We start from the raw sequence: 26,061 nt of genomic DNA on the forward strand, positions 1-26,061 counted from the left end.
GGAGCCTCTTACGGGTCGACGTTGTAGGTAAAGCCGTCCACCGTGATCGCCTGCCCCGAAATCATGCGGGCGGCCGGTGAGGCCAGGAACAGGGCTGTCGCGGCCACGTCCTCGGGATCGGACAGGCGTTTGAGCGCGGTGCCCGCGGCATAGCCCTGACGGACCGCATCCGCGGTCATGCCCTTGGCTTCGGCCTCGGCTGCGATCACGCGGTCGATGCGGGGGCCATTGACCGACCCGGGGCAGATGGCGTTGGCGCGAATTCCATGCTGCCCCAGTTCCATCGCGACCGTCTTCATCAGCCCGATCACCGCCCATTTCGCCGCCACATAGGGGGCGCGGAAGGGCGTTCCGAAAAGGCCCGAGGTCGAGGAGGTGAAGATCATCGCCCCGGCCCCGGCCGGTTTCATCAGACGCGCGCCATATTTCGCGGCCAGCATTGCGCCATCGAGATTGACTGATAGGCACTGATGCCATTCGGCAAGGTCCATGTCCTCGATCGCGGCGGTCGGTCCCTTGATCCCGGCATTGGCGCAGAGCACGTCCAGCCCGCCCCACTCGGCCGCGATGTCGCCAAAGAGGATGGCCATTTCCGCCTCGGCCGAGGCATCGCAGACCGTGGCGCGGATGCCTTCTGGCACAGCCGCCACCGCTGCCGTATCCACATCGGTGACCCAGACGCGGTATCCCGCGTCCTGAAAGGCGCGCGCCATCACAAGGCCGATGCCGTTGGCACCCGCCGTGACCAGAACCCGCGGCGTCATGTCCGCTGCCCCACATGGCGGCCCACGGCATCAGGCCGGGGCAGGGTCGCATGGGCGCGCGCCACGGCCTGAAGGCGGGCGTGCACCTCGGGTGCGGCCGGACAGACGCGGCCCGCAGCCATATCCACATGCAACAGCATCTGTTCCAGCGTGGCCACCGTGCTGCCATCCTGATCGCGGGTCAGCGTGATGAAGACATGCATCCGCTTCTCGTCCGCCATCAGCACCTGCAGCGTCCCGGTCAACCGGTCGCCCAACTTGGCCTCGCCGCGGTGCATGATATGCGTCTCGGCGGTGTAATAGCTGTGACCGCCCTTGATGTAGGCGGCATCGGCCCCGATCAGGCGCATGAAATTGTCGGTGCATTCGGAGGCGACAAACAGATAGCGGCTTTCGGTCATGTGGCCGTTGTAGTCGATCCAGGACGGCAGGACCTGCGGCCGGGCCATGACCAGCGGGGCCGCAGCGGACAGACCGCCCTCGGGTTCAAAGAACGCGGCCTGGCGCCGTCGGTCATGTTCCAGCAGCACACGCCCCGCGCCCCAGTCGCGATCCTTCAGTGCCCGCAGGAAACCGATCAGATTGCTGTCACGGATGCGTTCCAATTCGCGGATCGAATGGTGGCCCGATTGCGCGTCGGATTGGCCCGCGATCAGGTCCACCAGTTCGTCGTTGAATTCGGGCACGTCCATCAGTTTGGTCCAGGGCCAGGTCAGGCAGGGGCCGAACTGGGCCATGAAATGTTTCATCCCGGCTTCACCGCCCGCGATTCGATAGGTTTCGAACAGGCCCATCTGGCCCCAGCGCAGGCCAAAGCCCATGCGGATCGCCTCGTCGATTTCCTCGGTGGTGGCGATGCCGTCCTTCACCAGCCACAGCGCCTCGCGCCACACTGCCTCAAGGAAGCGGTCGGCAATATGGGCGTCGATCTCCTTGCGGATGTGCAGCGGGAACATCCCGATCTCGCGCAGGGTTTCCTTGGCGCGTTCGATCAGCGCCGGGTCGGATTTCGCACTGGGAACCACCTCGGCCAGGGGCAGCAGGTAGACCGGGTTGAACGGGTGGGCGACGAAGATCGTCGAAGGATCCGCCGCGCCCTCCTGCAGCTCGCTGGGTTTGAAGCCGCTGGTCGACGAGCCGATCGGCACGCCTTTCGATACCTGCTGGATCTGGGCGAAGACGCGGTGTTTCAAATCCAGTCGTTCGGAGACGGATTCCTGAATGTAATCAGCCCCTTCAACGCATTCCGTAATGGTGGATGCAAAGCTGAGCTTGCCTTCGGCGGGCATCGGCAGATCCGACAACGCCGGCAGCGCCTTGCGCGCGTTGGCGATCACCTCGCCCACCTTGCGGGGGGCTTCGGGGTCGGGATCGAAGACCGAAACGTCCCAGCCGTTCAGAAGGAAGCGCGCAGCCCAGCCGCCGCCGATCACGCCCCCGCCGATGATGGATGCCTTGCGTGCCATCTTGTATCTTCCCGTTCTCTTTCCGGCAGCCCCGGCTGCCCGTCAATCCACGCAGATGCCCTGCACCTGCCCCTTGTCGTCCAGAAAATCAAAGCAGCCCAGGTTCGGCTCCAGCGTCGAGCAGGTCCTTGTTTCGGCCAGGCAATGGCCGCTGCACTCGGACGCGCGGCTGCAGGACTTGCCCGCATCCGGCGTCGGGGTGAAGCAGATCTCGCGCTCCATCAGCCCGCCACGACCGACGCTGCCACCCCCCGCCTGACATTCGGCGCGGGCGGTTTCGGTCAGGGTCAGGCCCTGGGGATCTTCGGCCGCCTCGGGGCGGCAGGCCCCGAGGGCGACCAGGGCAATCATCCACAGGGCCTTGCACATCATCGTCCCGATCCCCCGGCGCCGCGCATCACCGCGCCATCGGCGCGCGCTTTTCCAGTTTCAGCCGCGCGCGCACCTCGTCGGGGCCGATCACGCGGGCGCCCATGTTCTCGATGATGGTCACGGCACGTTCCACCAGCTGCGCGTTGGTGGCCAGGACGCCCTTGTCGAGCCACAGGTTATCCTCGAGCCCCACGCGCACATTGCCGCCCGCCAGAACAGCCGCCGCGACATAGGCCATCTGGTGACGGCCAAGCGAGAAGGCCGACCAATGCCAGTGCTTCGGCACGTTGTTCACCATCGCCATGAAGGTGTTCAGGTCGTCCGGCGCGCCCCACGGCACCCCCATGCAAAGCTGCACCAGAACCGGATCGGGGATGATCCCCTCATCCGCGAGCTGCCTTGCAAACCAGAGGTGGCCGGTATCGAAGGCCTCGATCTCGATCCGCGTGCCCGCGTCCACCATGCGCCTTGCCATGTCGCGAAGCATGCCGGGGGTGTTGACCATGACGTAGTCGGCTTCGGCGAAGTTCATCGTCCCGCAGTCGAGCGTGCAGATTTCCGGGCGGCATTCGACGACATGGGCGACGCGTTCGGTCGCCCCCGCCATGTCGCTGCGCTGTGACATGCGGTTCATCGCCTCGGTCCCGTCGAACAGCATGTCGCCGCCCATGCCGGCGGTAAGGTTCAGAACCACATCGGTGCCGCTGTCGCGGATGCGTTCGGTGACCTCGCGGTAAAGCGCAGGGTCGCGGGCGGGCTTGCCGGTTTCGGGATCGCGCACGTGGCAATGCACCACCGCCGCCCCCGCCTTGGCCGCGTCGATCGCACTGGTCGCGATCTGTTCGGGCGAGCGCGGCACATGCGGGCTGCGATCCTGCGTGCCACCCGATCCGGTGACGGCACAGGTGATGAAAACCTCGCGATTCATGGTCAAGGGCATCGGCAATCCTCCAGATTCATGGCGCCGATCCTAACGCCCTTGCAGGCCCGCGCTTTGCGATTTACGAAATCTTCATGGCAGATTCCGCATCAATCCTCGCTGCATCGCGGCAACCGCTGACCATCGCGCTGCTGGTCCTTCCGCGCGCCTCGATCCTCGAGGTGGCCTCGACGCTGGACCCGTTGCGCGCGGCGAACCGGCATCTGGGGTTCGAGGCCTATCGCTGGAGGGTCGTCACGCCCGACGGGCAGGCCGCCCCCCTGACCTGCGGCATCGAACTGCCCGCCGACGGGCCGCTGTCGGCGGCGGCGGGGGCGGATGCGCTGATCGTGATCGCCGGATACAATCAGGCCGACGTGGCGACCGCCGCGCTGATCCGCGGCCTGCGCCGCATCGCGCCGCGCTTCAAGGCCCTCGGCGGGATCGACGCGGGGTCATGGGTGCTGGCCCGGGCCGGGCTGCTGCAGGGCTACCGCGCCACCGTCCATTGGGAAGACCTTGAGGATTTCGCCGCCACCTATCCCGACATCGAGGTGCTGCCGGATCGTTTCGTGATCGACCGGACGCGGATGACAGCGGGCGGGGCGGCCCCGGCGGCGGACCTGATGCTGCACCTGATCGCGCACCGGTCGGGACGCGCCACAGCACTTCAGGTGGCGGGCAGCTTCATCACCACCCCGCGCGAGGGCGCCGAAACCCAGATCGCGCCCGCGCGCGCCCCGCTTCGGATCGACCCGCGGGTCGCGGCGGCCATCGCGCGGATGGAAACCCGGCTTGACGCGCCCGAACCGGTCGCCGCGACCGCCCGCGCGCTCGGCCTGTCGCCTCGACGTCTGGAAACCCTGTTCCATACCGAACTGGGCCAGACGCCGGGGGCCTTCGGCCTGTCGCTCAGGCTTCAGGCGGCGCGGCGGATGATCAATGACACAAGGCATCCGCTGGCCGAGGTGGCCCTGCGCACGGGCTTTTCCAGCGCCTCGACCCTGAGCCGCGCCTTCCGCGCGCATTTCGGCCAGCCGCCCTCGGCCCTCAGATAGGGGAAGGGGGGCTGTCTGCCCCCCTCTTTGGCTTCGCCAAATTCACCCCCCGAGGGTATTTCCGTCAGGTTGAAGGACAATTCGATTCAAATGCGTTTCAACCTGATCGAAATACCCCGGGGGTAGCCTTTCGGCACGAAAGGCGCAGGGGGCAGCGCCCCCTCATGCCGCGCCCAGAAGCCCACGGCCCTTCAAAAGCGCCTCGACCCCCGGCATCCGGCCGCGGAAGTCCAGATAAAGCTCTTCGGCCGGGCGCGAGCCCCCCGCCGAGAGGATGAACCGTTCCAGTCGCGCCGCCGTTTCCGGATCGAACGGGTCGCCGGCTTCCTCGAAAGCGGCGAAGGCGTCGGCATCCATCACCTCGGACCACATGTAGCTGTAATAGCCGCTGGAATATCCGTCGCCCGAGAAGACATGCGCGAAATGCGGCGTGGCATGGCGCATCCGGATCGCGCGCGGCATCCCCAGGGCTTCCAGAACCTCGGCCTGCCTCTGCATCGGGTCGGCGGGTGCCGCGCCTTCGTGGAAGGCAAGGTCGACCAGCGCCGAGGCGACGAATTCGACCGTGGCAAAGCCCTGGTCGAAGGTCGAGGCGCCCAGCATCCGGTCGATCAGGTCGCGCGGCATCGGCTGGCCGGTTTCGGCATGGGTGGCGAATTCGGCCAAGACCTCGGGCACTTCCAGCCAGTGTTCGTAAAGCTGGCTGGGCAGTTCCACGAAATCGCGGGCCACCGACGTGCCAGAAATCAGCTGATAGGTCACGTCCGACAGCATCTGGTGCAGCGCATGGCCGAATTCGTGGAACAGCGTGCGCGCGTCGTCATAGGACAGAAGCGCCGCACGGCCCGCCGGAGGCTTGGCGAAGTTGCAGACATTGACCACGATCGGCCGGATGTCGCCTGCCAGTTTCTGCTGGCTGCGCATCGCCGAGCACCAGGCGCCGGACCGTTTCGATCCGCGCGCGAAATAGTCGCCCACGAAAAGCGCCACATGCGCGCCGTTGCGCGTGACGTTCCAGGCCCGGCAATCCGGGTGGTAAAGTGGGACGTCGACGGGTGCGAACTCCAGCCCGAACAAGCGGTTCGCGCAGGCGAAGGCCGCCTCGACCATGCGGTCGAGTTGGAAGAAGGGCTTGAGTTCGGCCTCGTCGAGGTCGTGTTCCGCCTTGCGGCGCCGTTCGGCGTAAAAGCGCCAGTCCCAGGGTTCGAGCGGCCCATCGAAGCCGTCCGCCCGCAGCATCGCCTCAAGCCGGGCCGCGTCGGAAAGGGCGGCGCGGCGGGCCGGTTCCCAGACCCGCATCAAGAGGTCGCGCACCCGGTCTGCCGAGCCTGCCATTTCCGTTTCCAGCTTGAAGGCGGCGAAATCGGCATAGCCCAGAAGGCGCGCGCGTTCCTCGCGCAGCGACAGGATTTCGGCGGCAATGGCGCGGTTGTCGGTGTCGCCGCCATTCTCGCCGCGCGCCACCCAGGCCTCATAGGCGCGGCGGCGCAGGTCGCGGCGGGGAGAGAATTGCAGGAAGGGCACGATCAGCGACCGATTGAGCGTGACCACGGGGCCGGGCGCGCCCTTGTCCTCGCCGGCCGCGCGGGCGGCCTCGATGACGAAATCGGGCAGGCCTTCCAGGTCGGCTTTGGCCAGCGGCATGAACCAGTCGCGCTCGTCCGCCAAGAGGTTTTGGGAAAACTGCGTGCCGAGGACCGAGAGGCGCATCTTGACCTCTTTCAGCCGGTCGGCGGCATCGCCTTCCAGCCGTGCGCCCGCGCGCAGGAAATTGCGGTGCGTCAGGTCCAGCACGCGCCGCTGTTCGGCCGACAGACCCAGATCGTCGCGCGCCTGCCAGAGGCTGTCGATCCGGGCGAAGAGGGCGGGGTTCGAGACTACCTCGGAGGCATAGGCCGACAGTTTCGGGGCGAAGTCGCGCATCAACGCCTCGCGCGCCTCGTTGCTGTCGGCGCCTGCGAGGGCATAGAAGGCCCCCAGCACCCGGTCGAGCCTGCGGTCGGCCAGATCCAGCGCCTCGATCGTGTTGGCAAAGCCGGGCGGTTCGGGGCTGGCGGCGACGGCCGCGACGGCGGCGCGCGCCTCGTCCAGCGCGGCATCAACGGCGGGCAAGAAGTCTTCGTCCCGGATGCGGTCGAAAGGGGGCAGACCGAAGGGTGTGGTCCAGTCTTCCAGAAGCGGGTTGGTCATCGGCACTCTCCTTTGACGGTCAACCTAGGCAGCGTCCGCCGAAACGTCCAGCGCCGGGTCAGCGCGCGTCGGGCCCGCGCAACCGCGCCTCGATCCGGCGCAGGATAAGGCTCAGCGTGATCGTCATCGTCAGGTAGACCAGCGCCACGACGTTGTAGGTTTCGAAATAGCGGAAGTTGCCCGCCGCCGTTACCTTGCCCAGCTGGGTGATGTCGGTCACGCCCAGGACGCTCACCAGCGAGCTGTCCTTGACCATCGCGACGAAATCGTTGCCGAGCGGCGGCAGGATCATCCGGAACGCCTGGGGAAAGACGATGTGGCGAAAGCGTTGCCAGCCGTTCAGGCCCAGGGCCTGCGCGGCCTCGATCTGGCCCTTGTCGACCGACAGGAGGCCCGCCCGGAACACCTCGGATAGGAAAGCCGAATAGGCGATGGTCAGGGCGATGATCGCGCGCCAGATGAGGGGAAAATCACGCGTCTTCCAGGGTTCAAGCCCGAGGGGCGCGGTTGCCCAGTTCCAGGCGGCGACGATCGCCGGGGCCAGCACGAAGGCGACATAAAGCAGAAGCACGATGATCGGGATGCCACGCACGATCTCGACATAAAGCCGGGCGGCCTGCCGGACGACCAGAAAGCGCGACAGCCCCGCCACCGCCAGAAGAAGCCCGAGGACGGCGGCAAGGCCGAAGCCCACCAGCGTGACGAAGATGGTGATGCCGATGCCCTTCACCAGCGTCTGCAACACGCGGGCGTAGATTTCCGATGTGGCGACCTCAAGGAACAGCCAGCCGCCGACCCCGATCAGGATCAGCAGCCACCATGGGAAATCTTCGGTTTGCCGTGACGGTCCCAGCATGGGCAACAGCCCCCGGCCCGTTGCCGGACCGGGGGATCGGGGCTCAGCCGCCCATCTTGTATTCGAGGAACCACTTGGTGTTCAGCGCGTCGATCGTGCCGTCATCCTTCATCGACTGGATCGCGGCATTCATCGGTGCGACAAGGTCAGACCCCTTGGGGAAGATGAAGCCGAAATCCTCGGTCCCCAGCTTTTCGCCGATGATCTTCAGGCCGCCGTTCGATGCCTCGACATAGCCCGCGCCGGCGGTGCCATCGGTCAGCACCAGATCGACGTCGCCGGCCTTGAGCGCCTCGACCGTCGCACCGAAGGTTTCAAACAGCTTGACGCGCGGGTTGGCCTCGTTGCCGTCCAGCACCTCGTAGACGCCGACATAGAAGGGCGTCGTGCCGGGCTGGGCCGCCATCAGCAGGGTTTCGTCGGCGGCAAAGCTTTTCGCATCGGTAAAGCGCGCCTCGTCGCCGCGCACCATCATCACCATTTCCGACCGCATGTAGGCGTCCGAGAAATCGACCATTTCCTTGCGGTCGTCGCGGATGGTGATCCCGGTCATGCCCATGTCGAACTGGCCTTCGGACACGGCGGCGATCATCGCATCCCAGCTGATGTTTTCATATTTCACGGTGGCGTTCAGACGCTTGGCGATTTCGGCCATCGCATCGTATTCCCAGCCGACCGCCGCACCCGAGGCATCGACGAACTGCAGGGGCGGATAGGCGTTTTCGGTCACAACCACGATCTCGCGTCCGGCGAGGTCGGGCAGGTCGGCGGCGAAGGTGGCGGTGGCAGCGCTGGCGAAAAGGGCCATCGCGCCAAAGGCAGCGGTCAGTTTCATGAGTCAGGCTCCGCGTTGGACGTTTGACAGAAGAGTATCTTACGCCGGCCGAGAGTCCAGCGCCGGAAAGCTCGACCTTGTCTTCTGGGGCTTTCGCTCGCAGGTAATCGATTGACCTGCATTCTCTTGCGTGAAAATCTAGGGTTCCAACGATGCGCGTTGCTTGGTCGGTTCAGGATAACGTTAGGTGGTTCCTGCGCGCTTTTTGGGATTTTGCTTAACAAGGACCTCAATCATGCCCAGAATACTTCCGCCCGCCCTGGCGGCCACAATTTGCCTTCTTGCGCTGCCCGTGATGGCAGATGAACAAGCCGCGATCGACGGATGCATTGATCAGCTGCGTGCCGTCGGCGGCCCCGACGCCCAGAATGGCGGCGAGATCCTCAGCAGCGAGTATTCCGAGGCAGGAACGATTGTCATGCTGAAGGATGCAGGCGGCACAGTATGGCGTTGCATCGGTTATAACGATGGCGCTGTCGGCGAACTGGCCGTAGCCGAGGCGGCCGATGACGGTGGCGGTGCCATGGCCGGTGCCCCCACTTCGGGCGAGCCCACGACAGACACGGTGACCGTTCAGTTCGCAGCCGGAACATCGGGTGCTTCTTACACCTCGACCCTGACGCCGGGCAGCAGCACGCGTTATGTTCTGGGCGCGAGTGCCAATCAGAACCTGTCGGTCAATGTCACGGTGATGCAAGGTTCGGTCGAATACCAGATATTCAATCCTGACCAAAGCTTCCTGTTGGATCTGATCCCGGCAGGCACCCCCTATGCCGGGCAGCTTTGGCAATCCGGTGATCATGTGGTGGAAGTGGTCAATCGCGGTGGCGCGGCGGCCGAATATGCGGTCGACTTTTCCATCAACTGACGCAAACGCGCGAACCCCTTTTCAATGAATGGAAACTGACATGAAAAATGCTACAAAAATCGCCGCAGGCTTTTCTGCTCTCTTTCTTCTCGGCGCGTGTGTCGAGGAATCCGCACCGTTGGTCTCCGCCCCCGCTGTGGGCAGTGCCTCGGACCTGAGCGATTTTGAAGGGGCCCGGGCGGGACAGGCTGAAATGGGCATTACCAACCTTGGCTATGAACTGATCCGGTCCGAAGGTCTGACCTCTTATTGGTTCAACCGCGCCACCGGAGCCTGCGCACAGATCGTCACCTCGGACGGACGGTACTCGTCGATCACGATGCTGCCGGCAGGGGATTGCTGATCAGACAACGCGAACCGCGCCGCGCGGTGCGCAAGGCGCGGTTCGCCCCTAGCTCGACATTCGGGCATGAAGATGCCCGCAGACCGGGCATGTGTCGCTGGCCTTAGTGCGTATAACTCGTGTTTCGGCATAAAGCGCATCGTGGATCACCAACCGCCCGCGCAATCCTTCGCCAGCCCCGGTGATCTGTTTGACCGCCTCCATCGCCATCATCGTTCCGATGACGCCCGGAAGGGGTGCGGCAACGCCCGCCTCGGCGCAGGTCGGCACCTGGCCAGGGGCCGGACGGGTGGGAAAGACGCATTCATAGCAGGGGCCGCCGCGCGCCGGATCGTAAAGCGAGATCTGGCCCTCCCACTGGGTGATCGCGCCCGCGATCAGCGGCTTGCCCGCGGCCACGCAGGCGCGGTTGACCAGATAGCGGGTGTCGAAATTGTCGGTTCCGTCCAGCACCAGGTCATATTCGCCGATCAGGTCCGTGGCGATATCGACCGTCAGGCGGCGCTTGTAGGGTCGGATTTCTATGAAAGGATTCAATGCCTTCATCGCCACTTCTGCGGAAAATACCTTGGCCATCCCGATCCGGTCGTCGGTATGGATCACCTGGCGCTGAAGGTTCGAATTGTCCACCTCGTCATCGTCGATCACGCCGATCGTGCCCACCCCGGAGGCCGCAAGATAAAGCAGCGCCGGGCTGCCCAGCCCCCCTGCCCCCACAACAAGGACGCGCGCGGAGTTGAGCCGCTTCTGTCCCGGCCCGCCGATCTCGCGCAGGATGATGTGGCGGGCGTAGCGATCCAGTTCCGCCGGGCCAAAGGCCGAGCCCCGCGGCGCGGGTTCCGGTGACGGGACGGCAATCCGGTTCCGCAGGCGCCGCAGCACGGCAGCATAGGCCGCAGCCCCCGCCGCCAAGACCGCCAGAAGGCCCCAGGCCCGCAGGTCCCCCCCCACAAGGCGCGAGCCGGGATTGGGCTGCGGCAGGAACGGCGCGTGCATCAGCAGAAGAAACCCCAGCCAGACGGCCGAAAGCACCAGCCACGCCCGCCGTCCGGGCAGCCAACCGCGCGCCAGGAACAGCGCCAGAAACCCCAGAAGCCCGATCACCCGAGCATCCCCATCGCCGGCCCCCGGCCGCCACCCTTCATTGCCGCCCCGTGGAGCCGAAACCGCCGTTGCCGCGGGTGGTGTCGCTCAGCGCATCGACCACGGCGAACCCCACCTGCACGACCGGGGCGACCACCATCTGCGCCACGCGGTCGCCATGTGCGACGGTAAAGGGCGCGTCGCCCAGATTGACCAGCGCCACACCCAGCGGGCCGCGATAGTCGCTGTCGATCGTGCCGGGCGTGTTAGGCAGCGTGATCCCGTGTTTAAGCGCAAGGCCGGACCGGGGCCGGATCTGCATTTCGAAGCCTTCGGGAATCTCGACCCGGATCCCGGTCGGCACGATCAGGCGCTGCATGGGCAGAAGGGTGATCCCGGCAGCGCGGTCCGGCTCGGGCAGGTTCGCGCGGATGTCAGCCCCGGCGGCGCCTGCGGTTTCATAGGCGGGCAAGGGCAAGGACCGGTCGGCCCAGTCCTCCCAAAGGATGCGGATCACGGGGCGGATGGCGGGCCCGGTCATGCCAGGGCCTCGGCGATGCGACGGGCCAGTTGCCGGGCGACGGCATCCTTGCCCATCCGGGGCCAGTGTTCGGCACCCGCATCCGTGATCAGCGTCACCGCGTTCTCGCTGCCGCCCATGATCCCGGTTTCCGGCGACACGTCATTGGCCACGATCCAGTCGCAACCCTTCCGGTCGCGCTTGGCGCGGGCGTGATCCTCGACCCGTTCGGTTTCGGCGGCAAATCCGACGACCAGCCGGGGGCGGCCCTCGGTCATGCGCGACACGGTGGCAAGGATGTCGGGGTTTTCGGCGAATTCCAGCGCCGGGGCCTTGCCCGAGCCGTCCTTCTTCATCTTCTGGCCCGCGGCATTGGCCACGCGCCAGTCGGCGACGGCCGCCGCCATCACCGCCGCGTCGGCGGGCAGCGCCGCCTGAACCGCCGCCAGCATCTCGCGCGCGGTTTCGACGCGCACGACCGTCACGCCCGGCGGCGGCGGTACCGTGGCGGGGCCGGTGACGAAGGTCACGCGCGCGCCCAGATCGCGCAAACCGGCGGCAATCGCCGTGCCCTGTGCCCCCGACGACCGGTTCGCGATGTATCGCACAGGGTCGATCGGTTCATGGGTCGGCCCGGATGTCACCAGAACATGCCGCCCCGCAAGCGGACCCTCCGCAAGCGCGGCCTCGATCGCGGCGAGGATCTCTGCCGGTTCGGCCATGCGTCCGGGGCCGTATTCGCCGCAGGCCATCTCGCCCGCGTTCGGCCCCACGACCAGCACGCCGTCCCCCCGCAGCGTCGCCAGATTGCGCGCCGTCGCGGGATGTTCCCACATCCGCACGTTCATCGCCGGCGCGATCAGCACCCGCTTGTCCGTTGCCATCAGGAGGGTCGAGGCGAGGTCATCGGCATGCCCCCCCGCCATCCTCGCCATCAGATCGGCCGTGGCCGGGGCCACAACGACCAGATCGGCGGCGCGCGAAAGCTGGATATGGCCCATCTCGGCCTCGTCGGTCAGGTCAAAGAGATCGCGATAGACCTTTTCGCCCGCCAGCGCCGAAACGGACAGCGGCGTCACGAATTCCCCACCCGCGCGCGTCAGTACGGGCACGACCCCCGCCCCTGCCGTGCGCAAAAGCCGGATCAGCTCCAGCGACTTGTAGGCCGCGATGCCGCCCCCGATGACCAGAAGTATCCGCTTGCCCGCCAGCATGATCGCCTCGCCCGTTGCACCCCCAATCCATAGGCGGGGCAAGCCGCGAACTCAACCGCCGCGTCGCCGCGCGCCATGCGCCTAGAGGAAGTGCAGCACTTCGCGCGACTGGGTTTCCAGATGGCGGCGCAGCTTGGCGAAGGCCGCAGCCTCAAGCTGGCGGACACGTTCTTTCGACAGGCCAAGCTCCTCACCCAGCGATTCCAGGGTGCGCGGTTCTTCGCGCAGCTTGCGTTCGGTGACGATGAAGCGTTCGCGCGCGTTCAGCGTGGCAAGTGCCGCCGCCAGCCAGCCCCGCAGGCGTTCTGAATCATGCGCGCCCTCGACGATCTCGGCGGCCTGTGCGCCATCGTCTTCCAGCGCCTCGATCCATTCGCGGCCTTCCTCGTCTGTCGACTGGGTGGCGTTCAGCGAATAGTCGGACCCGGACAGGCGGCCTTCCATCATCTCGACATCCGACAGCGGAACGCCAAGATCCAAAGCGATCTTCTCGCGCAGCTGATGCGCATCGAGCGTCATGCCCGCAGCTTCGGCCTCGCGTTCCAGACGCGCCTGGACGCGGCGCATGTTGAAGAACAGCGCCTTCTGGCTGCTCGTCGAACCCGTCCGCACCATCGACCAGTTGCGCATCACATAGTCCTGGATGCTGGCCTTGATCCACCATACGGCATAGGTCGAAAAGCGCACGCCGCGGTCCGGGTCGAACTTGTCGGCGGCCTTCATCAGGCCAAGGCTCGCCTCCTGGATCAGGTCGTTCATCGGCGCGCCATAGCGGCGGAACTTGGCCGCCATCGAGATTGCCAGCCGCATGTAGGCCGTGATCAGCCGGTGCAGCGCCGCCTCGTCCCGATGGTCGCGCCAGGCATAGGCCAGCCGCGCCTCGGTCTCGGCATCCAGAAGTTCGGCGCGCATCGCTTGGCGCGACATGGTTTGGTCTGTATATCCGTCTAGCGCCATGACATCCCCCTGTCGGTGTCGCTCTCGGCGGTTTTGCCAATCATTGCAGGGGCTACGAGGGAACCGGGTGAGCGGATCAAAAATAAAATCGCCATCCCTGCCACATCTTTCATTGGTCCTGGGCGGGGCACGGTCAGGCAAGTCACGATTTGCGGAGCGGCTGGTTGCCGCCAGCGGCCGGGGCCGCGTCTATCTGGCCACCGCCGAAGCCTGGGATGACGAGATGCGCGACAGGATCGCCGCGCACCGGTCCGACAGGGGCGAAGGCTGGCGCACCGTCGAGGCCCCGCGCGACGTGGGCGCCGTGCTGCGACAGGTCGCCGCGGACGAGGTCGTGCTGCTGGATTGCGCGACCCTCTGGCTGACCAACGTCATGCTGGCCGAGGCGGACCTTGCCGCCGAAACCGCATCCTTCCTGGCCGCGCTTTCGGCCTGCCCGGCGCCGGTCGTCGTCGTCTCGAACGAGGTGGGGCTGTCGATCGTGCCGGAAAACGCGCTGGCACGCCGGTTCCGCGACGAACAGGGGCGGCTCAACCAGAGGATCGCCGAGACGGCCGGGCTTGTTGTCGGCGTGATGGCCGGCCTGCCCTTCGTGCTGAAGGGCCAGTTGCCGGACGGCATGGCATGACCCGGTTCTGGTGGGTACGGCACGGGCCGACGCATCAGAAGACCTTTACCGGCTGGCGCGACGTGCCCGCCGATCTTTCCGATACCGAGGCGCTGGCGAGGCTGAATGAATTCCTGCCTGCCGATGCCCTGCTGATCTCGTCCGACCTGATCCGGGCGGTGGCGACCGCCGATGCGCTGGCCACGGGGCGGACCCGCCTACCGCATGACCCGGCGCTGCGCGAGATCCATTTCGGCGACTGGGACGGGCTGCACTGGACCGAGGTCGACGCCCGCGATCCCGGTCTGGCGCGGGCCTATTGGGAAACCCCCGGCGACATCGCGCCCCCCGGCGGCGAAAGCTGGAACGCGGCGGCGGGGCGGGTTTCGGCGGCGGTGGATCGGCTTGTCCGCGCGCATCCCGGCGCGGACCTGGTCGTCGTGGCCCATTTCGGGGCGATCCTGACGCAGGTTCAGGCCGCGCGCGGCTGTTCCGCCGCCGAGGTTCTGGCACAGGGCATCGACACGCTTTCGGTGACGCGCCTGGACCGGGACGGGGCCGGCTGGATCGAACGGATCGTCAATCACTGCCCCTGACGGGCCTGCCCCCTGCTTTGCCGCCTTGCTGAAACGCCCCTTTCGCCTGTCTCCGCCACGGCGTAGCCTGCGCGTGGATTGCCAAAGGATTGCCGGAATGACCTATGACCTTGTGATCGGGGACCGCGCCTATTCAAGCTGGTCGCTGCGCGGCTGGCTTTTGTTCTACGCCTTCGGCATCCCGGTCCGGCTGCATCGCGCCCGGCTTTATACCAACGAACTGCCCAACCTTCTGAAATCCTTCCATCCCGCGCGCACCGCGCCCACCATGCGCACCCCGGCGGGAACCGTCGTTCCCGAAAGCCTTGCCATCGCCGAGGAACTGGCCAGCCGCCACCCCGAGGCGGGGATCTGGCCCGCCGATCCCGAGGCCCGCGCCGTGGCGCGGGCGCTGGCCGCCGAGATGCATGCAGGCTTCACCGCGCTCCGCAGCCATTGCCCGATGAACCTGCGCGTGTCCTACACGGATTGCGCCCCGCCGCAGGCGGTGCTGGACGATCTGGCCCGGCTTCAGGTCATCTGGGACTGGGCGCGCGCGGCCACGGGCGCCACCGGGCCCTGGCTTTGCGGCGCCTATTCGGCGGTGGATGTGTTCTTTGCCCCGGTTGCGACGCGGATCGCCACCTACAACCTGCCGGTGGACGGGCCCGCCCGCGCCTATGTTGCGGCACATCTGGCGCATCCCTCGTTCCGCCGCTGGCGCGCGATGGGGATGGTCGACGGGCCGGATCAGGCGTTTTACCGCCGGGACTATCCGATCCGGCCCTGGCCCGGCCCCGTGCCGCTGCCCGCGCGGGCCGTGGACGGGACAGCATCGGAAGACGCCGCCTGCCCCTATTCGAGCGACCCGGTCACGCATGTTCTGGAACTCGACGGGCGGCGGTTCGGCTTCTGCAACGCCTTCTGCCGCGACAAGACCATGGCCGACCCCGAAGCGTGGCCCGCCTTCATGGCGCTTTACCGTTCGTAAACCATTTCCACGCTACGCCTCGGGTTAACAGGGGTTAACAAAGGGCAGCGCAGGCAATGGTGGCACGGGCCTTTACGGTCGCCTTCGAAGGGGTCGAGGCGCGCATGGTCGAAGTGCAATGCGCCACCGCGCCAGGGCTTCCGTCGTTCACCGTCGTGGGCCTGCCCGACAAGGCGGTCAGCGAAGCCAAGGAACGGGTGCGGGCGGCGCTGTCGGCGATGTCGATCGCGCTGCCCTCAAAGCGGATCACCATCAACCTGTCGCCCGCCGACCTGCCCAAGGAAGGCTCGCATTTCGACCTGCCGATCGCGCTGGCGCTGCTGGCCGCGCTGGAGATCATCCCGGCCGACGATGTCGAACGCACGGTGGCCCTTGGCGAGTTGTCGCTGGACGGGCGGCTGGTGCCGGTGGTGGGGGCGCTGCCCGCCGCGATGGCGGCGGCGGTCGCGGACCGCGCGCTGCTTTGCCCGCGCGACTGCGGGGCCGAGGCGGCCTGGGTCGGGGCGACGCAGGTCCTGGCCCCCGCCTCGCTCGACCAGGTGGTGCGCCACTACACCGGGCAGGCGCCGCTGACCCCGGCCGAGGCGGGCGAGGTGGCCCGTGCCGGCCACCCCCGCGACCTGCGCGAGGTCAAGGGCCAGGAACGCGCCAAGCGCGCGCTCGAAATCGCTGCGGCCGGACGGCATCACATGCTGATGGTGGGCAGCCCCGGGTCGGGCAAATCGATGCTGGCCGCGCGCCTGCCCGGCATCCTGCCGCCGCTTTCGGCAGCCGAGGCGCTGGAAACCTCGATGATCCATTCGCTTGCGGGGCTGCTGAACGAAGGCGGGATAAGCCGCGACAGGCCCTTTCGCGAACCCCATCACACCGCCTCGATGGCCGCGATCGTGGGCGGCGGGCGCGGCGCGAAACCGGGCGAGATCAGCCTTGCCCACAACGGCGTCCTGTTCATGGACGAATTCCCCGAATTCCCGCGCACCGTACTGGAAACCCTGCGCCAGCCGATCGAGACGGGCGAGGTGGTGGTCGCCCGCGCCAATGCCCATGTGCGCTATCCCTGCCGGTTCCTTCTGGTGGCCGCGGCAAACCCCTGCCGCTGCGGCCACATGGCCGACCCGGCGCGGGCATGCGCACGCGTGCCGGCCTGCGGGGCAGAGTATCTGGGGCGCATCTCGGGGCCGCTGATGGACCGGTTCGACCTGCGGGTCGAGGTGCCGCCCGTGGCCTATACAGACCTGGACCTTCCCGCCTCGGGTGATGCCTCGCCCGTGGTCGCCGCCCGGGTGGAACGGGCACGCGACCGGCAGGCGCGGCGCTTCGCGGGCCATCCCCATGCACGGGTCAATGCCGATGCCGAGGGCGCGCTTCTGGACGAAGTGGCGACACCGGATGCCGGGGGCCGCGCGCTGCTGTCGCGGGTGGCCGAACGCTTTGGCCTTTCGGCGCGCGGCTATCACCGGGTGCTGCGCGTCGCGCGCACCATCGCCGATCTGGACGGGTCCGACGGGGTGCGCCAGCCGCATGTGGCCGAGGCGGTCAGCTACCGGCTGGCCGTGCCGACCCCAGGCTGAGCCGCGCGCCGGGGTGCGGCCTCAGCCGCGGCTCTTTTCCTCGATCACCTGCCAGATCCGTTCGGCAGTGTTGATCCCGTCGAACCGCTCCAGCTCCTGTATGCCGGTGGGCGAGGTCACGTTGATCTCGGTCAGCCAGTCGCCGATCACGTCGATGCCGACGAAGATCTGCCCGCTGTCGCGCAGCGTGGGGCCGATGGCGGCGCAGATCTCAAGATCGCGCGGGGTCAGCCCGACCTGTTCGGGCCGCCCGCCCACATGCATGTTCGACCGCGTCTCGCCGGCCTGGGGCACGCGGTTGATGGCGCCCACCGGCTCGCCGTTCACCAGGATGATGCGCTTGTCGCCCTTCGCGACCGCCGGCAGGAATTTCTGCACGATCAGCGGCTCGCGGCTCATGCCGGTGAAAAGCTCGTGCAGCGAGGCGAGGTTGCGGTCGTTCGGGTCCAGCCGGAACACGCCCGCCCCGCCATTGCCGTAAAGCGGCTTGAGGATGATGTCGCCATGACGCGCCTTGAAGGCACGGATCGTCGCCAGATCGCGCGCGATGGCGGTCGGCGGGGTCAGGTCCGGGAACCGCAGGACCAGCAGCTTTTCAGGATAGTTGCGCACCCAGAACGGGTCGTTCACCACCAGCGTCTTGGGATGGATCATCTCCAGCAGATGGGTGGTGGTGATGTAGCCCATGTCGAAGGGCGGGTCCTGCCGCAGCCAGACCACGTCGAAGCTGCCCAGATCCACCTCGGCCTCGTCCCCGAAGGTGACATGGTTGCCGACCTCGCGGCGCAGCGTGACCGGCCAGCCCCGCGCCATCACCCGCCCCTCGACAAAGGCCAGACGGTCGGGCGTGTAGTAGAACAGGGAATGCCCCCGCGCCTGAGCCTCGATCGCGATGCGAAAGGTCGAATCGGCATTGATGTTGATCGACCCAATCGGGTCCATCTGCAGGGCGACTTTCAGGGCCATGGCGTTCTCCGCATGACATTCAGGGGGCGTGGGCCCCTTTCTTGGCCCAGCCCCGCGCCGGATGCAATCGCAAGCAGGACGCCACGAAACACGACACCGGAAAGCAAGAGGGCGGGAAGCAAGACGGCGGCGGCCCAGACCGGAGGGCGCATGTCCGCACAAGGCGCGACCGGTGCAAGCGGGACAAGACGCGCGACGGGCGGAAATCCGACGGGCAAAATCGGCGACGGGCCAAACCGGCGACGGGTAAGATCAGCGACGGACCAAACCGGCGACGTCTCGAAAGACAGGCGCGCCCGCTCCATGGCGCCGCGGGCGCCCATCGTGCCGCCGTCACGCGCCGCCGTCATGCGCCGCCGCGCGCCATCATGCGGCGAAGGCGTTCTCGATCACCTCGATCCGTCCCGCGCCATCCACCAGCGCCACGTCGAAGCGCGATTCGGTCAGCTGTCCGGCGGGTTCACCGGCAAGGAATTCGGCCGCCGCATTCCAGATCCGCGCCATCTGGCGGGAACCGAGATGCTGCGCCGCCTCGGCATGGGTCGCGCTCTGCTTTACCTCGATGAAGATCACGCGCCCGCCATCCCGCGCGATCAGGTCGATCTCGCCTGAATGGCCGCGCCAGCGTTCGGCGGCGATGGATCGCCCCTGCCCTGCATAATGCCGTGCGACCGCCTGCTCGGCGGCCCGTCCCGCATGCCAGGATCGCGCGCCGCTCATGTCGCGCCCGCAAGGCGCAAGGCGGCCTGATAGACCTCGCGACGGGGCAACCCCAGCGCATCGGCCACCGCCGCGGCCGCATCCTTGACCGTCATGTCCCGCAACGCCATCTTCAGCGCCTCCTCCATCTCTGCCGCCCCGGCGCGGGCCGGGGCCGCGCGGTCGATGACAAGGACGATCTCGCCCTTCACCTCGCGCCCGCCGAACCGTTCGGCCAGTTCCGCCAGCGTGCCGCGCGCCACTTCCTCGAACCGTTTGGTCAGTTCCCGGCATAGCGCAGCCTGCCGCGTCTGTCCGAAGGTTTCGCAGAGTTCGGTTAATGTTTCCCCAACGCGCTTGGGGGATTCGTAAAGGACGACCGTCGCCTTGGTCTGCGCCAGTTCGGCAAGGAAGGCACGCCGGGCCGCCCTTGTCGCTGGCGGGAAGCCTGCAAAAAGGAACCGGTCGGAGGGCAGCCCCGCCACGCAAAGCGCGGCGAGGACGGCCGAGGGGCCCGGCGCCGCCAGGACCGGAAGGCCCGCCTCGATTGCGGCGCGCGACAGCTGGTATCCGGGATCGGCGACGAGGGGCGTCCCGGCCTCGGAGGCATAGACCACCGAACGCCCGTCCTTGAGAGCGGCGATGATGCGGGGGCGCATCTGATCGCCGTTGTGATCGTGATAAGCCCAGAGCGGGCGCCCGCCGAGCGCGATCCCGTGGATCGCCATCAGGTGCCTCAGGCTGCGTGTGTCTTCGGCCACCAGAACATCGGCGCCGGCCAGCAGGTCCAGCGCGCGCAGCGTGATGTCGCGGGCCGCGCCGATCGGCGTGGCGATGAAATGCAGACCCGGCGCAATCCCTGCCGCCGCAGGCCGGCTCTTGCCGATCGTCACGTCGCTGCCCCTTCCATCGTCCCTGACAAGTTTACTTCACGCGCCAAACCGCTTAGGGTCGGAAGACTGCTCGACCCAGGGAGTGAGGTAATCCGCGCATGTTGTCCGTTTTGAGTCTGGCCCGCAAGTCGGCAGCCGTTCTGGTTGCCCTTTTCACGTCCCTCGCGCTTGCGGCCTGCGTCCCGACGCCGAATCTTGCCGGCCGCAGTGGCCCCCGGGTCGACACCTCGCAACCGGTTCCCGTCGCGCTTCTGGTGCCCGGCGGATCGGGCCAGGCCAGCGACGAGTTGCTGGCGCGGTCGCTGCAGAACGCGGCGCGGATGGCGATCAACGATCTGGGCGGGGTCGCGATCGACCTGCGCGTCTACAACACCGCCGGCCAGCCCGGACAGGCGCAGGCGATGGCGCTGAAGGCCGCCGACGAGGGCGCGAAGATCGTGCTGGGCCCCGTCTTCGCGCAGGAGGCCAACGCGGTGGGCGTGGCGCTTGCCGCGCGCGGGATCAACGTGCTGTCCTTCTCGAACAACACCGACATTGCGGGCGGAAACGTCTTCGTGATGGGGCCGACCTTCCAGAACACGGCGAGCCGGCTTGCGACCTATGCCGCCCGTCAGGGCAAGCGGCGCGTCATGGTCGTCTATGACCAGAACACCGCAGGTCAGATCGGCAAGGCCGCGATCGAACAGGGCGTCGCGCGCGCCGGGGGATCGGTCGTGGCGGCGCAGGGCTATGAATTCTCGCAGAACGGGATCGTCAGCGCGATTCCGGGCATTGCCGCCACCGCGCGCGCCTCGGGGGCGGATGCGCTTTTCCTGACGGCCGACAGCGCCGGGGCGCTGCCGCTTGTCACGCAGCTTCTGCGCGACAATCAGGTCAACCCCGAAACCACCAAGTTCATCGGCCTGACCCGCTGGGACATTCCGGCCGCGACGCAAAGCCTGCCCGGCGTGCAGGGGGGCTGGTTCGCGCTGCCTGATCCGGCGCTTTATCAGCAGTATCAGTCGCGCTATCAGGCCGCCTATGGCGAGGCGCCGCACCCGATCTCGGGTCTGGCCTATGACGGCATCGCGGCCATCGGCGCGCTGCTCAAGCAGGGCAAGGCCGATGCGCTGACCGGGGCCGCACTGACCCAAGGGGCCGGCTTCGTCGGGGTGGGCGGGATCTTCCGCCTGCGCCCCGACGGCACCAACGAACGCGGTCTGGCCGTGGCCGAGATCCGCAACAACCAGGTGATCGTGATTGACCCCGCGCCCCGCAGCTTCGCAGGCGCCGGTTTCTGAACCGGCGCTGACCCATCCCGTAAGCTTCGCCTCTCCCTTTCCCCTCGGGGCCGACCTGATCGACCCCGAGGGCATCGTGGCCGCCATCGCCGCCGACCCCGGCGGGGAGGCGGGCAAGCCCTCGCGTGCCATCGCGGTGGCGCATCTTGCCGCCGCGAAGATCGAGGCGAACGCCCGCCTGTCGACCCTGTTCTCGGCCCATCCGGCCGAGGGGCGGGCGCTGACGCGGGCGCAGGCGGCGATGACCGACGGGCTGGTGATCGCCGCGCTGGCGGTGGCGACGCGCCTGCTGCACCCGCTGCCGAACCCGACCGAGGCGGAACGGATCGCCGTTCTGGCGGTGGGTGGCTACGGGCGGGCCGAGATGGCCCCCCATTCCGATGTGGATCTGCTGTTCCTCACGCCCTGGAAGGTCACACCCTGGGCTGAATCGGTGATCGAATCGCTGCTGTACATCCTGTGGGATCTGAAGCTGAAGGTGGGCCATTCCACCCGCACGGTGAAAGACTGCGTCCGCCTCGGACGCGAGGACATCACGATCCGCACCGCGCTTCTGGAACACCGCTTCATCGCGGGCGACATGGGGTTGGCGCGCGAACTGGACAAAAGGCTCTGGGACGATCTGTTCCGCAATACCGGGCCCGAGTTCATCGAGGCGAAGCTGGCCGAAAGGGCCGAACGCCACAAGCGCCAGGGCGGCCAGCGCTATGTGCTGGAACCCAACGTGAAAGAGGGCAAGGGCGGGCTGCGCGACCTTCAGACGCTTTACTGGATCGGCAAATACCTGCACCGCGTGCCTGATGCCGAAGGGCTTGTCGGCGCCGGGCTTCTGAGGCGCGAGGAATATGAGACCTTCGCCCGCGCCGAGGCGTTCCTGTGGTCGGTGCGCTGCCATCTGCATTACATCGCCAACCGCCCGGTCGATCAGCTGACCTTCGACATGCAGGTCGAGGTGGCGGCCCGGATGGGCTATGCCGACAGCGGCGGGCGACGGGCGGTCGAACATTTCATGCAGGACTATTTCCGCCATGCCACCCGCGTGGGTGAACTGACCCGCGTCTTCCTGACCGAGCTTGAGGCCCGCCACGCCAAGGGCGAGGCAAGCCTGATCGGGCTGTTCCGCCGCCGCAAGCGCGTGCGCAAGGGGCTGAAGCTGGTGCAGGGCCGGATCGACATCGTGGACGAGACCGAGTTCCTTTCGGACAAGCTGAACCTTCTGCGGATCTTCGAGGAGGCGCTGCGCACGGGCTATCTTCTGCATCCCAACGTCATGCGGCTGATCACGGCCAACCTCGACCTGATCGACGACGACATGCGCGAAGACCCGGAAGCGATCCGGATCTTCCTTGACCTGATGCTGAAACACGGCAACCCCGAACGCGCGCTGCGCCGGATGAACGAACTGGGGGTTCTGGCCGCCTTCATCCCGGAATTCGAACCGATCGTGGCGATGATGCAGTTCAACGTCTACCACCACTACACGGTGGACGAACACACGATCCAGTGCATCTCGACCCTGGCGCAGATCGAACGGGGCGAACTGGTCGAGGAACTGCCGCTGTCGTCGGACATCCTCAAGCAGGGCGTGAACCGCAAGATCCTTTACGTCGCGCTCTTGCTGCATGACATCGGCAAGGGCCGCCCCGAGGATCATTCGATCCTGGGCGCGCAGATCGCGCGGCGCGTCGCCCCGCGCCTGGGACTGAGCGACGACGAATGTGAAACGGTCGAATGGCTGGTGCGCTATCACCTCCTGATGTCCGACATGGCGCAGAAGCGCGACATCGGCGACCCGCGCACGGTGCGCGACTTCGCCAAGGTGGTGAAGACGCGCAGGCGGCTGGACCTGCTGACGGTGCTGACGGTCTGCGACATCCGCGGCGTCGGCCCCGGAACCTGGAACAACTGGAAGGCCATGCTGCTGCGCCAGTTGCACCGCGATACGGCCGAGGCGCTGGAAGGCGGGCTTGAGAACCTCAACCGCGAAAAACGCGAAAGCGAAGCGAAGCGCTACCTGCGCGAAGCGCTTTCGGACTGGGACGGCAAGGACATCCGCACCGAACTCGCGCGCCACTATCCGCCCTACTGGCAGGGACTGGGCACCGATACCCATGCCGTCTTTGCCCGGCTGCTGAAGCGGATCGGCGATGACGAGATCCGGATCGACCTGCACCCCGAAACCGCGCGCGACGCAACCCGCGCCTGTTTCGCGCTGGCCGACCATCCCGGCATCTTCTCGCGTCTGGCGGGGGCGCTGGCGCTGGTGGGCGCAAACATCGTCGATGCGCGCACCTATACCTCGAAGGACGGCTACGCGACGGCTGTCTTCTGGGTGCAGGATGCCGACGGCCACCCCTATGAGGCCGCCCGCCTGCCCCGCCTGAGGCAGATGATCGACAAGACGCTGAAGGGCGAGGTCGTCCCGCGCGAGGCGCTGGCAGACCGCGACAAGGTGAAAAAGCGCGAACGCGAGTTCCGCTTCCCGACCCATATCACCTTCGACAACGAGGGATCGGACATCTACACGATCATCGAGGTCGATACCCGCGACCGTCCCGGCCTGCTTTACGACCTGACCCGGACCCTAGCAGCGAACAATATCTATATCGCCAGCGCCGTGATCGCGACCTTCGGCGCGCAGGTGGTGGACAGCTTCTATGTCAAGGACATGTTCGGGTTGAAGCTGCACGCGAAGTCCAAGCAGGACGCGCTGGAACGCAAACTGCGCCAGGCGATCACCGAAGGCGCGGAAAGAGCAAGGGCATGAAACCGATCCGCCTCGTCCGGGGCTTCCTGACCGTCGGCGGCTGGACGCTGGCCAGCCGCATCCTGGGTTTCGTGCGCGACGCCTGGATCGCCGCCGCGCTTGGCACGGGGCCGGTGGCGCAGGCCTTCATCGTGGCCTTCGCCCTGCCCAACATGTTCCGCCGCTTCTTCGCCGAGGGCGCCTTCAACATGGCCTTCGTGCCGATGTTTTCCAAGAAACTGGAAGGCGGCGAGGATGCCGAGGACTTTGCCCGCGACGCGATGGCGGGGCTGGCCACGGTGGTGCTGGCGGTCACGCTTCTGGCGCAGGTCTTCATGCCGGGCCTCGTCTGGTTGATGGCCTCGGGCTATGCCGGGGACGAACGCTTTGCCCTGTCGGTGGACTTCGGGCGCATCGCCTTTCCCTACATCCTGTTCATCTCGCTGGCGGCACTGGCCTCGGGTGTCCTGAACGCCACGGGCCGCTTTGCCGCGGCTGCCGCGGCGCCCGTCCTTCTGAACGTCCTTTTCATCGGCACGCTGAGCCTTGCACCGCGCCTCGGTTGGGATTTCGGCACGGCGCTGGTCTGGACGGTGCCGGTGGCAGGCATCGCACAGTTCGCGCTGGTGTGGTGGGCGGCCCGATCCGCGGGCATCCGCCTGATCCCCCGGATGCCGCGACTGACGCCGGACCTCAGGCGCCTTGCCCTGATCGCCGCACCCGCGATGCTGGCGGGCGGCGTGGTTCAGGTGAACCTGCTGATCGGTCGTCAGGTGGCCAGCTATTACGATGCCGCCGTGGCCTGGCTCTACAACGCCGACCGCCTTTACCAGTTGCCGCTGGGGGTTGTCGCGATTGCCATCGGCGTGGTCCTTCTGCCCGACCTGTCGCGCCGCCTGAAGGCCGGCGACGAAGAGGGCGGGCGCCATTCCTTATCGCGCGCGAGCGAATTCGCGCTGATGCTGACGATCCCCGCCTCGGTCGCGCTGGTGGTCATTCCGATCCCGCTGGTCTCGGTCCTGTTCGAGCGCGGCAAGTTCGGCCCCGACGACACCGCCGCCACCGCCTTCGCGGTCGCGGTCTATGGCCTGGGCCTGCCGGCCTTCGTGCTGCAGAAGGTGCTGCAACCGCTTTACTTCGCGCGCGAGGATACGCGGCGGCCGTTCTGGTTCGCGCTCCTGGCGATGGTGGTGAATGCGGCTGTCGCGGTGGGTCTTTCGCCGGTCATCGGCTTCATCGCCGCGGCGCTGGCGACCACGCTGGCGGGCTGGGCAATGGTCGGTTTCCTGTGGTGGGGGGCGCGCGGAATGGGCATCGCCGCCACATTCGACGACCGTTTCCACCGCCGCTGGCCCCGGATCATCGCCGCAAGCGCCTTCATGGGGCTGTGCCTGTGGCTTGGCACGGTGATCCTTGGCCCCGCGCTCGGCATGGCGTTCTGGCGCTATGTGGCGCTGGCTGCACTCGTCGGGATCGGGGTGATCAGCTATTTCGGCTCGGGCGCGATGATCGGCGCGTTCCGCCTGTCGGACATCACCGGCAACATGCGCCGTCAGCGCTGACGCATCCGGTTCAGCACCCGCGCCAGACCGCCGGGCGCACAGAGGATGGCCAGACCAAAGCCCACCGGCACCGCCAGAACCGCCGCAACCCAGGCCATTGACCCGCCGAAGACCCACCAGAAGAACACCCTCAGCCCGATCAGGAACCCCGCCAGGGTGAAGGCCTGATACCGCTCGGGATGGCCTGCCGGATACTGCGCCCACCGCATCCAGGTGAAGGCGCCGATCAGCCCGTAGACTGCCACATCCGCACCGACAAGCGGCGCATCGAACCCCATCAGGGTGTAAAGCGCGGCCGTCGCGACCGACGACCCGAAATAGAGGATCACCATCGCAACCGGCGAAAACACCCGCCCGATCAGGTTGCCGATCGCCAGCAGGATCACCACCGAAAACAGCGCATCCGTGAAGGACAGATGCGCGACCGGATAGGTCAGCAGCCTGAGCCAGCCCTGATCCAGCCACATCCCGCGCGCCACCAGCCCGCGCTGGAAGTCGGGCGCGAAGCCGAACAGGTTCACCGCATCCAGCCGCCAGCCGATCGCCTGCGGCCCGCCGATGATTCCGCTCTGGCCAAGCGCAAAGAACAGTTCGGCCGCGATCACCGGCAGGGCCAGCACCCAGACGATCCAGGGCAGGGGATTGAAGACGGGCGCATCATGTCCGGGCCGCATGGGTTCCTCATCGCTTCGGGCCGGGGCGCGATTGACGCCCCTCCGAGGGGAA

25 protein-coding genes are annotated in these 26,061 nt (G+C 67.2%); 10 read left to right on the forward strand and 15 right to left on the reverse strand.

Annotation, left to right across the window (positions count from 1 at the left end; translation table 11 throughout):
• Positions 1-8: 8 nt before the first annotated feature.
• Genes E7811_RS03885 through E7811_RS03900 form a run of 4 tightly spaced genes read right to left on the reverse strand, consistent with a single transcriptional unit; the run spans position 9 to position 3,542 of the window.
• Positions 9-764, reverse strand: coding sequence for an SDR family oxidoreductase (locus tag E7811_RS03885; RefSeq protein WP_136393253.1), 756 nt, complete (start codon positions 762-764; stop codon positions 9-11).
• The gene (locus E7811_RS03890; RefSeq protein ID WP_136393254.1) at positions 761-2,230 is read right to left on the reverse strand and encodes a carnitine 3-dehydrogenase; all 1,470 of its coding nucleotides are present in this window, start codon (positions 2,228-2,230) and stop codon (positions 761-763) included. Before E7811_RS03890 ends, E7811_RS03885 begins: the two co-directional genes overlap by 4 nt.
• 42 nt (positions 2,231-2,272) lie before the next feature.
• A complete protein-coding gene (locus E7811_RS03895; RefSeq protein WP_246020204.1) occupies positions 2,273-2,581 on the reverse strand; it encodes a hypothetical protein in 309 nt (102 codons plus the stop codon).
• A 46-nt stretch (positions 2,582-2,627) separates the two neighbouring features.
• A complete protein-coding gene (locus tag E7811_RS03900; RefSeq protein ID WP_136393255.1) occupies positions 2,628-3,542 on the reverse strand; it encodes a BKACE family enzyme in 915 nt (304 codons plus the stop codon).
• Between the two features lie 74 nt (positions 3,543-3,616).
• Here E7811_RS03900 and E7811_RS03905 point away from each other — a divergent pair, with 74 nt between their 5' ends.
• On the forward strand, positions 3,617-4,579 hold the full coding sequence (locus E7811_RS03905) for a GlxA family transcriptional regulator (RefSeq protein ID WP_136393256.1): 963 nt from the start codon (positions 3,617-3,619) through the stop codon (positions 4,577-4,579).
• A 162-nt stretch (positions 4,580-4,741) separates the two neighbouring features.
• Here E7811_RS03905 and E7811_RS03910 read toward each other — a convergent pair whose 3' ends face one another.
• The 3 genes from E7811_RS03910 to E7811_RS03920 are packed head-to-tail and all read right to left on the reverse strand — an operon-like array spanning position 4,742 to position 8,460.
• Positions 4,742-6,769 carry a M3 family metallopeptidase gene (locus E7811_RS03910; protein ID WP_136393257.1) on the reverse strand — a complete coding sequence of 676 codons (2,028 nt, stop codon included), beginning with the start codon at positions 6,767-6,769 and terminating at the stop codon, positions 4,742-4,744.
• 58 nt (positions 6,770-6,827) lie between these two features.
• Complete coding sequence (locus E7811_RS03915) at positions 6,828-7,625, reverse strand: amino acid ABC transporter permease (protein ID WP_136393258.1); 798 nt, start codon at positions 7,623-7,625, stop codon at positions 6,828-6,830.
• Positions 7,626-7,668: 43 nt separating this feature from the next.
• Positions 7,669-8,460: a transporter substrate-binding domain-containing protein gene (locus E7811_RS03920; protein ID WP_136393259.1), complete on the reverse strand. Its 792-nt coding sequence runs from the start codon at positions 8,458-8,460 to the stop codon at positions 7,669-7,671.
• Between the two features lie 235 nt (positions 8,461-8,695).
• Between E7811_RS03920 and E7811_RS03925 the strand changes: the two genes are divergently transcribed.
• Together E7811_RS03925 and E7811_RS03930 are read left to right on the forward strand one after the other, a co-directional pair.
• The gene (locus E7811_RS03925) at positions 8,696-9,328 is read left to right on the forward strand and encodes a hypothetical protein (RefSeq protein WP_136393260.1); all 633 of its coding nucleotides are present in this window, start codon (positions 8,696-8,698) and stop codon (positions 9,326-9,328) included.
• 28 nt (positions 9,329-9,356) lie between these two features.
• A complete protein-coding gene (locus tag E7811_RS03930; RefSeq protein ID WP_246020206.1) occupies positions 9,357-9,671 on the forward strand; it encodes a hypothetical protein in 315 nt (104 codons plus the stop codon).
• 48 nt (positions 9,672-9,719) lie between these two features.
• Here the strand turns inward: E7811_RS03930 and E7811_RS03935 are convergent, their stop codons facing one another.
• From E7811_RS03935 to E7811_RS03950, 4 genes are all read right to left on the reverse strand, one after another.
• Positions 9,720-10,775, reverse strand: a complete 1,056-nt coding sequence (locus E7811_RS03935; RefSeq protein WP_394345592.1) for a HesA/MoeB/ThiF family protein — start codon at positions 10,773-10,775, stop codon at positions 9,720-9,722.
• A gap of 37 nt (positions 10,776-10,812) precedes the next feature.
• Positions 10,813-11,280, reverse strand: coding sequence for a dUTP diphosphatase (gene dut / locus E7811_RS03940; RefSeq protein WP_136394220.1), 468 nt, complete (start codon positions 11,278-11,280; stop codon positions 10,813-10,815).
• Between the two features lie 11 nt (positions 11,281-11,291).
• Positions 11,292-12,488, reverse strand: coding sequence for a bifunctional phosphopantothenoylcysteine decarboxylase/phosphopantothenate--cysteine ligase CoaBC (gene coaBC, locus E7811_RS03945; RefSeq protein WP_136394221.1), 1,197 nt, complete (start codon positions 12,486-12,488; stop codon positions 11,292-11,294).
• 81 nt (positions 12,489-12,569) lie between these two features.
• Positions 12,570-13,445, reverse strand: a complete 876-nt coding sequence (locus E7811_RS03950; RefSeq protein WP_136393262.1) for an RNA polymerase factor sigma-32 — start codon at positions 13,443-13,445, stop codon at positions 12,570-12,572.
• Positions 13,446-13,512: 67 nt separating this feature from the next.
• Between E7811_RS03950 and cobU the strand changes: the two genes are divergently transcribed.
• The 4 genes from cobU to E7811_RS03970 all read left to right on the forward strand — a co-directional run bounded on the left by cobU (position 13,513) and on the right by E7811_RS03970 (position 17,189).
• Entirely contained in the window at positions 13,513-14,073 is a 561-nt protein-coding gene (gene cobU / locus E7811_RS03955; RefSeq protein WP_136393263.1) for a bifunctional adenosylcobinamide kinase/adenosylcobinamide-phosphate guanylyltransferase, read from the forward strand.
• Positions 14,070-14,648, forward strand: a complete 579-nt coding sequence (locus tag E7811_RS03960) for a histidine phosphatase family protein (RefSeq protein WP_136393264.1) — start codon at positions 14,070-14,072, stop codon at positions 14,646-14,648. The genes cobU and E7811_RS03960 overlap by 4 nt, the downstream gene beginning before the upstream one ends.
• A 97-nt stretch (positions 14,649-14,745) precedes the next feature.
• Positions 14,746-15,618: a glutathione S-transferase gene (locus tag E7811_RS03965; protein ID WP_136393265.1), complete on the forward strand. Its 873-nt coding sequence runs from the start codon at positions 14,746-14,748 to the stop codon at positions 15,616-15,618.
• 56 nt (positions 15,619-15,674) lie between these two features.
• Positions 15,675-17,189, forward strand: a complete 1,515-nt coding sequence (locus E7811_RS03970; RefSeq protein ID WP_136393266.1) for a YifB family Mg chelatase-like AAA ATPase — start codon at positions 15,675-15,677, stop codon at positions 17,187-17,189.
• A gap of 21 nt (positions 17,190-17,210) precedes the next feature.
• Here the strand turns inward: E7811_RS03970 and gshB are convergent, their stop codons facing one another.
• The 3 genes from gshB to rsmI form a co-directional block, all read right to left on the reverse strand.
• Entirely contained in the window at positions 17,211-18,155 is a 945-nt protein-coding gene (gene gshB / locus E7811_RS03975; protein WP_136393267.1) for a glutathione synthase, read from the reverse strand.
• 366 nt (positions 18,156-18,521) lie between these two features.
• Positions 18,522-18,875 (reverse strand): YraN family protein, encoded by a 354-nt coding sequence (locus E7811_RS03980; protein ID WP_136393268.1) that lies wholly within the window; start codon positions 18,873-18,875, stop codon positions 18,522-18,524.
• Positions 18,872-19,747, reverse strand: coding sequence for a 16S rRNA (cytidine(1402)-2'-O)-methyltransferase (rsmI, locus tag E7811_RS03985; protein ID WP_136393269.1), 876 nt, complete (start codon positions 19,745-19,747; stop codon positions 18,872-18,874). Before rsmI ends, E7811_RS03980 begins: the two co-directional genes overlap by 4 nt.
• A gap of 98 nt (positions 19,748-19,845) precedes the next feature.
• On the opposite strand from rsmI, the gene E7811_RS03990 reads away from it, so the two are divergent.
• From E7811_RS03990 to murJ, 3 genes are read left to right on the forward strand one after another with little or no spacing between them, the layout of a single operon-like run.
• The gene (locus E7811_RS03990) at positions 19,846-21,027 is read left to right on the forward strand and encodes a penicillin-binding protein activator (protein WP_136393270.1); all 1,182 of its coding nucleotides are present in this window, start codon (positions 19,846-19,848) and stop codon (positions 21,025-21,027) included.
• Between the two features lie 55 nt (positions 21,028-21,082).
• A complete protein-coding gene (locus E7811_RS03995) occupies positions 21,083-23,794 on the forward strand; it encodes a [protein-PII] uridylyltransferase (RefSeq protein WP_394345606.1) in 2,712 nt (903 codons plus the stop codon).
• Positions 23,791-25,335 carry a murein biosynthesis integral membrane protein MurJ gene (gene murJ / locus E7811_RS04000; protein WP_136393271.1) on the forward strand — a complete coding sequence of 515 codons (1,545 nt, stop codon included), beginning with the start codon at positions 23,791-23,793 and terminating at the stop codon, positions 25,333-25,335. Before E7811_RS03995 ends, murJ begins: the two co-directional genes overlap by 4 nt.
• Here murJ and E7811_RS04005 read toward each other — a convergent pair.
• Positions 25,326-26,009 carry a rhomboid family intramembrane serine protease gene (locus E7811_RS04005; RefSeq protein WP_136393272.1) on the reverse strand — a complete coding sequence of 228 codons (684 nt, stop codon included), beginning with the start codon at positions 26,007-26,009 and terminating at the stop codon, positions 25,326-25,328. The genes murJ and E7811_RS04005 overlap by 10 nt on opposite strands.
• Between the last annotated feature and the right edge of the window lie 52 nt (positions 26,010-26,061).

Source organism: Aliigemmobacter aestuarii (genome assembly GCF_004799285.1).
In the GTDB taxonomy this organism is placed as follows: domain Bacteria; phylum Pseudomonadota; class Alphaproteobacteria; order Rhodobacterales; family Rhodobacteraceae; genus Aliigemmobacter; species Aliigemmobacter aestuarii.

Excerpts from the sequence above, each read along its gene's own strand:
- E7811_RS03970 (WP_136393266.1), top strand. The coding sequence starts at position 15,675 with ATGGTGGCACGGGCCTTTACGGTCGCCTTCGAAGGGGTCGAGGCGCGC.
- E7811_RS03990 (WP_136393270.1), top strand. The coding sequence starts at position 19,846 with ATGTTGTCCGTTTTGAGTCTGGCCCGCAAGTCGGCAGCCGTTCTGGTT.
- E7811_RS03905 (WP_136393256.1), top strand. The coding sequence starts at position 3,617 with ATGGCAGATTCCGCATCAATCCTCGCTGCATCGCGGCAACCGCTGACC.
- E7811_RS03910 (WP_136393257.1), bottom strand. The coding sequence starts at position 6,769 with ATGACCAACCCGCTTCTGGAAGACTGGACCACACCCTTCGGTCTGCCC.
- E7811_RS03965 (WP_136393265.1), top strand. The coding sequence starts at position 14,746 with ATGACCTATGACCTTGTGATCGGGGACCGCGCCTATTCAAGCTGGTCG.
- E7811_RS03915 (WP_136393258.1), bottom strand. The coding sequence starts at position 7,625 with ATGCTGGGACCGTCACGGCAAACCGAAGATTTCCCATGGTGGCTGCTG.
- E7811_RS03950 (WP_136393262.1), bottom strand. The coding sequence starts at position 13,445 with ATGGCGCTAGACGGATATACAGACCAAACCATGTCGCGCCAAGCGATG.
- coaBC (WP_136394221.1), bottom strand. The coding sequence starts at position 12,488 with ATGCTGGCGGGCAAGCGGATACTTCTGGTCATCGGGGGCGGCATCGCG.
- E7811_RS03960 (WP_136393264.1), top strand. The coding sequence starts at position 14,070 with ATGACCCGGTTCTGGTGGGTACGGCACGGGCCGACGCATCAGAAGACC.
- E7811_RS03885 (WP_136393253.1), bottom strand. The coding sequence starts at position 764 with ATGACGCCGCGGGTTCTGGTCACGGCGGGTGCCAACGGCATCGGCCTT.
- E7811_RS04005 (WP_136393272.1), bottom strand. The coding sequence starts at position 26,009 with ATGCGGCCCGGACATGATGCGCCCGTCTTCAATCCCCTGCCCTGGATC.
- E7811_RS03930 (WP_246020206.1), top strand. The coding sequence starts at position 9,357 with ATGGAAACTGACATGAAAAATGCTACAAAAATCGCCGCAGGCTTTTCT.
- E7811_RS03890 (WP_136393254.1), bottom strand. The coding sequence starts at position 2,230 with ATGGCACGCAAGGCATCCATCATCGGCGGGGGCGTGATCGGCGGCGGC.
- E7811_RS03925 (WP_136393260.1), top strand. The coding sequence starts at position 8,696 with ATGCCCAGAATACTTCCGCCCGCCCTGGCGGCCACAATTTGCCTTCTT.
- E7811_RS03920 (WP_136393259.1), bottom strand. The coding sequence starts at position 8,460 with ATGAAACTGACCGCTGCCTTTGGCGCGATGGCCCTTTTCGCCAGCGCT.
- murJ (WP_136393271.1), top strand. The coding sequence starts at position 23,791 with ATGAAACCGATCCGCCTCGTCCGGGGCTTCCTGACCGTCGGCGGCTGG.
- E7811_RS03980 (WP_136393268.1), bottom strand. The coding sequence starts at position 18,875 with ATGAGCGGCGCGCGATCCTGGCATGCGGGACGGGCCGCCGAGCAGGCG.
- E7811_RS03900 (WP_136393255.1), bottom strand. The coding sequence starts at position 3,542 with ATGCCCTTGACCATGAATCGCGAGGTTTTCATCACCTGTGCCGTCACC.
- E7811_RS03895 (WP_246020204.1), bottom strand. The coding sequence starts at position 2,581 with ATGATTGCCCTGGTCGCCCTCGGGGCCTGCCGCCCCGAGGCGGCCGAA.
- gshB (WP_136393267.1), bottom strand. The coding sequence starts at position 18,155 with ATGGCCCTGAAAGTCGCCCTGCAGATGGACCCGATTGGGTCGATCAAC.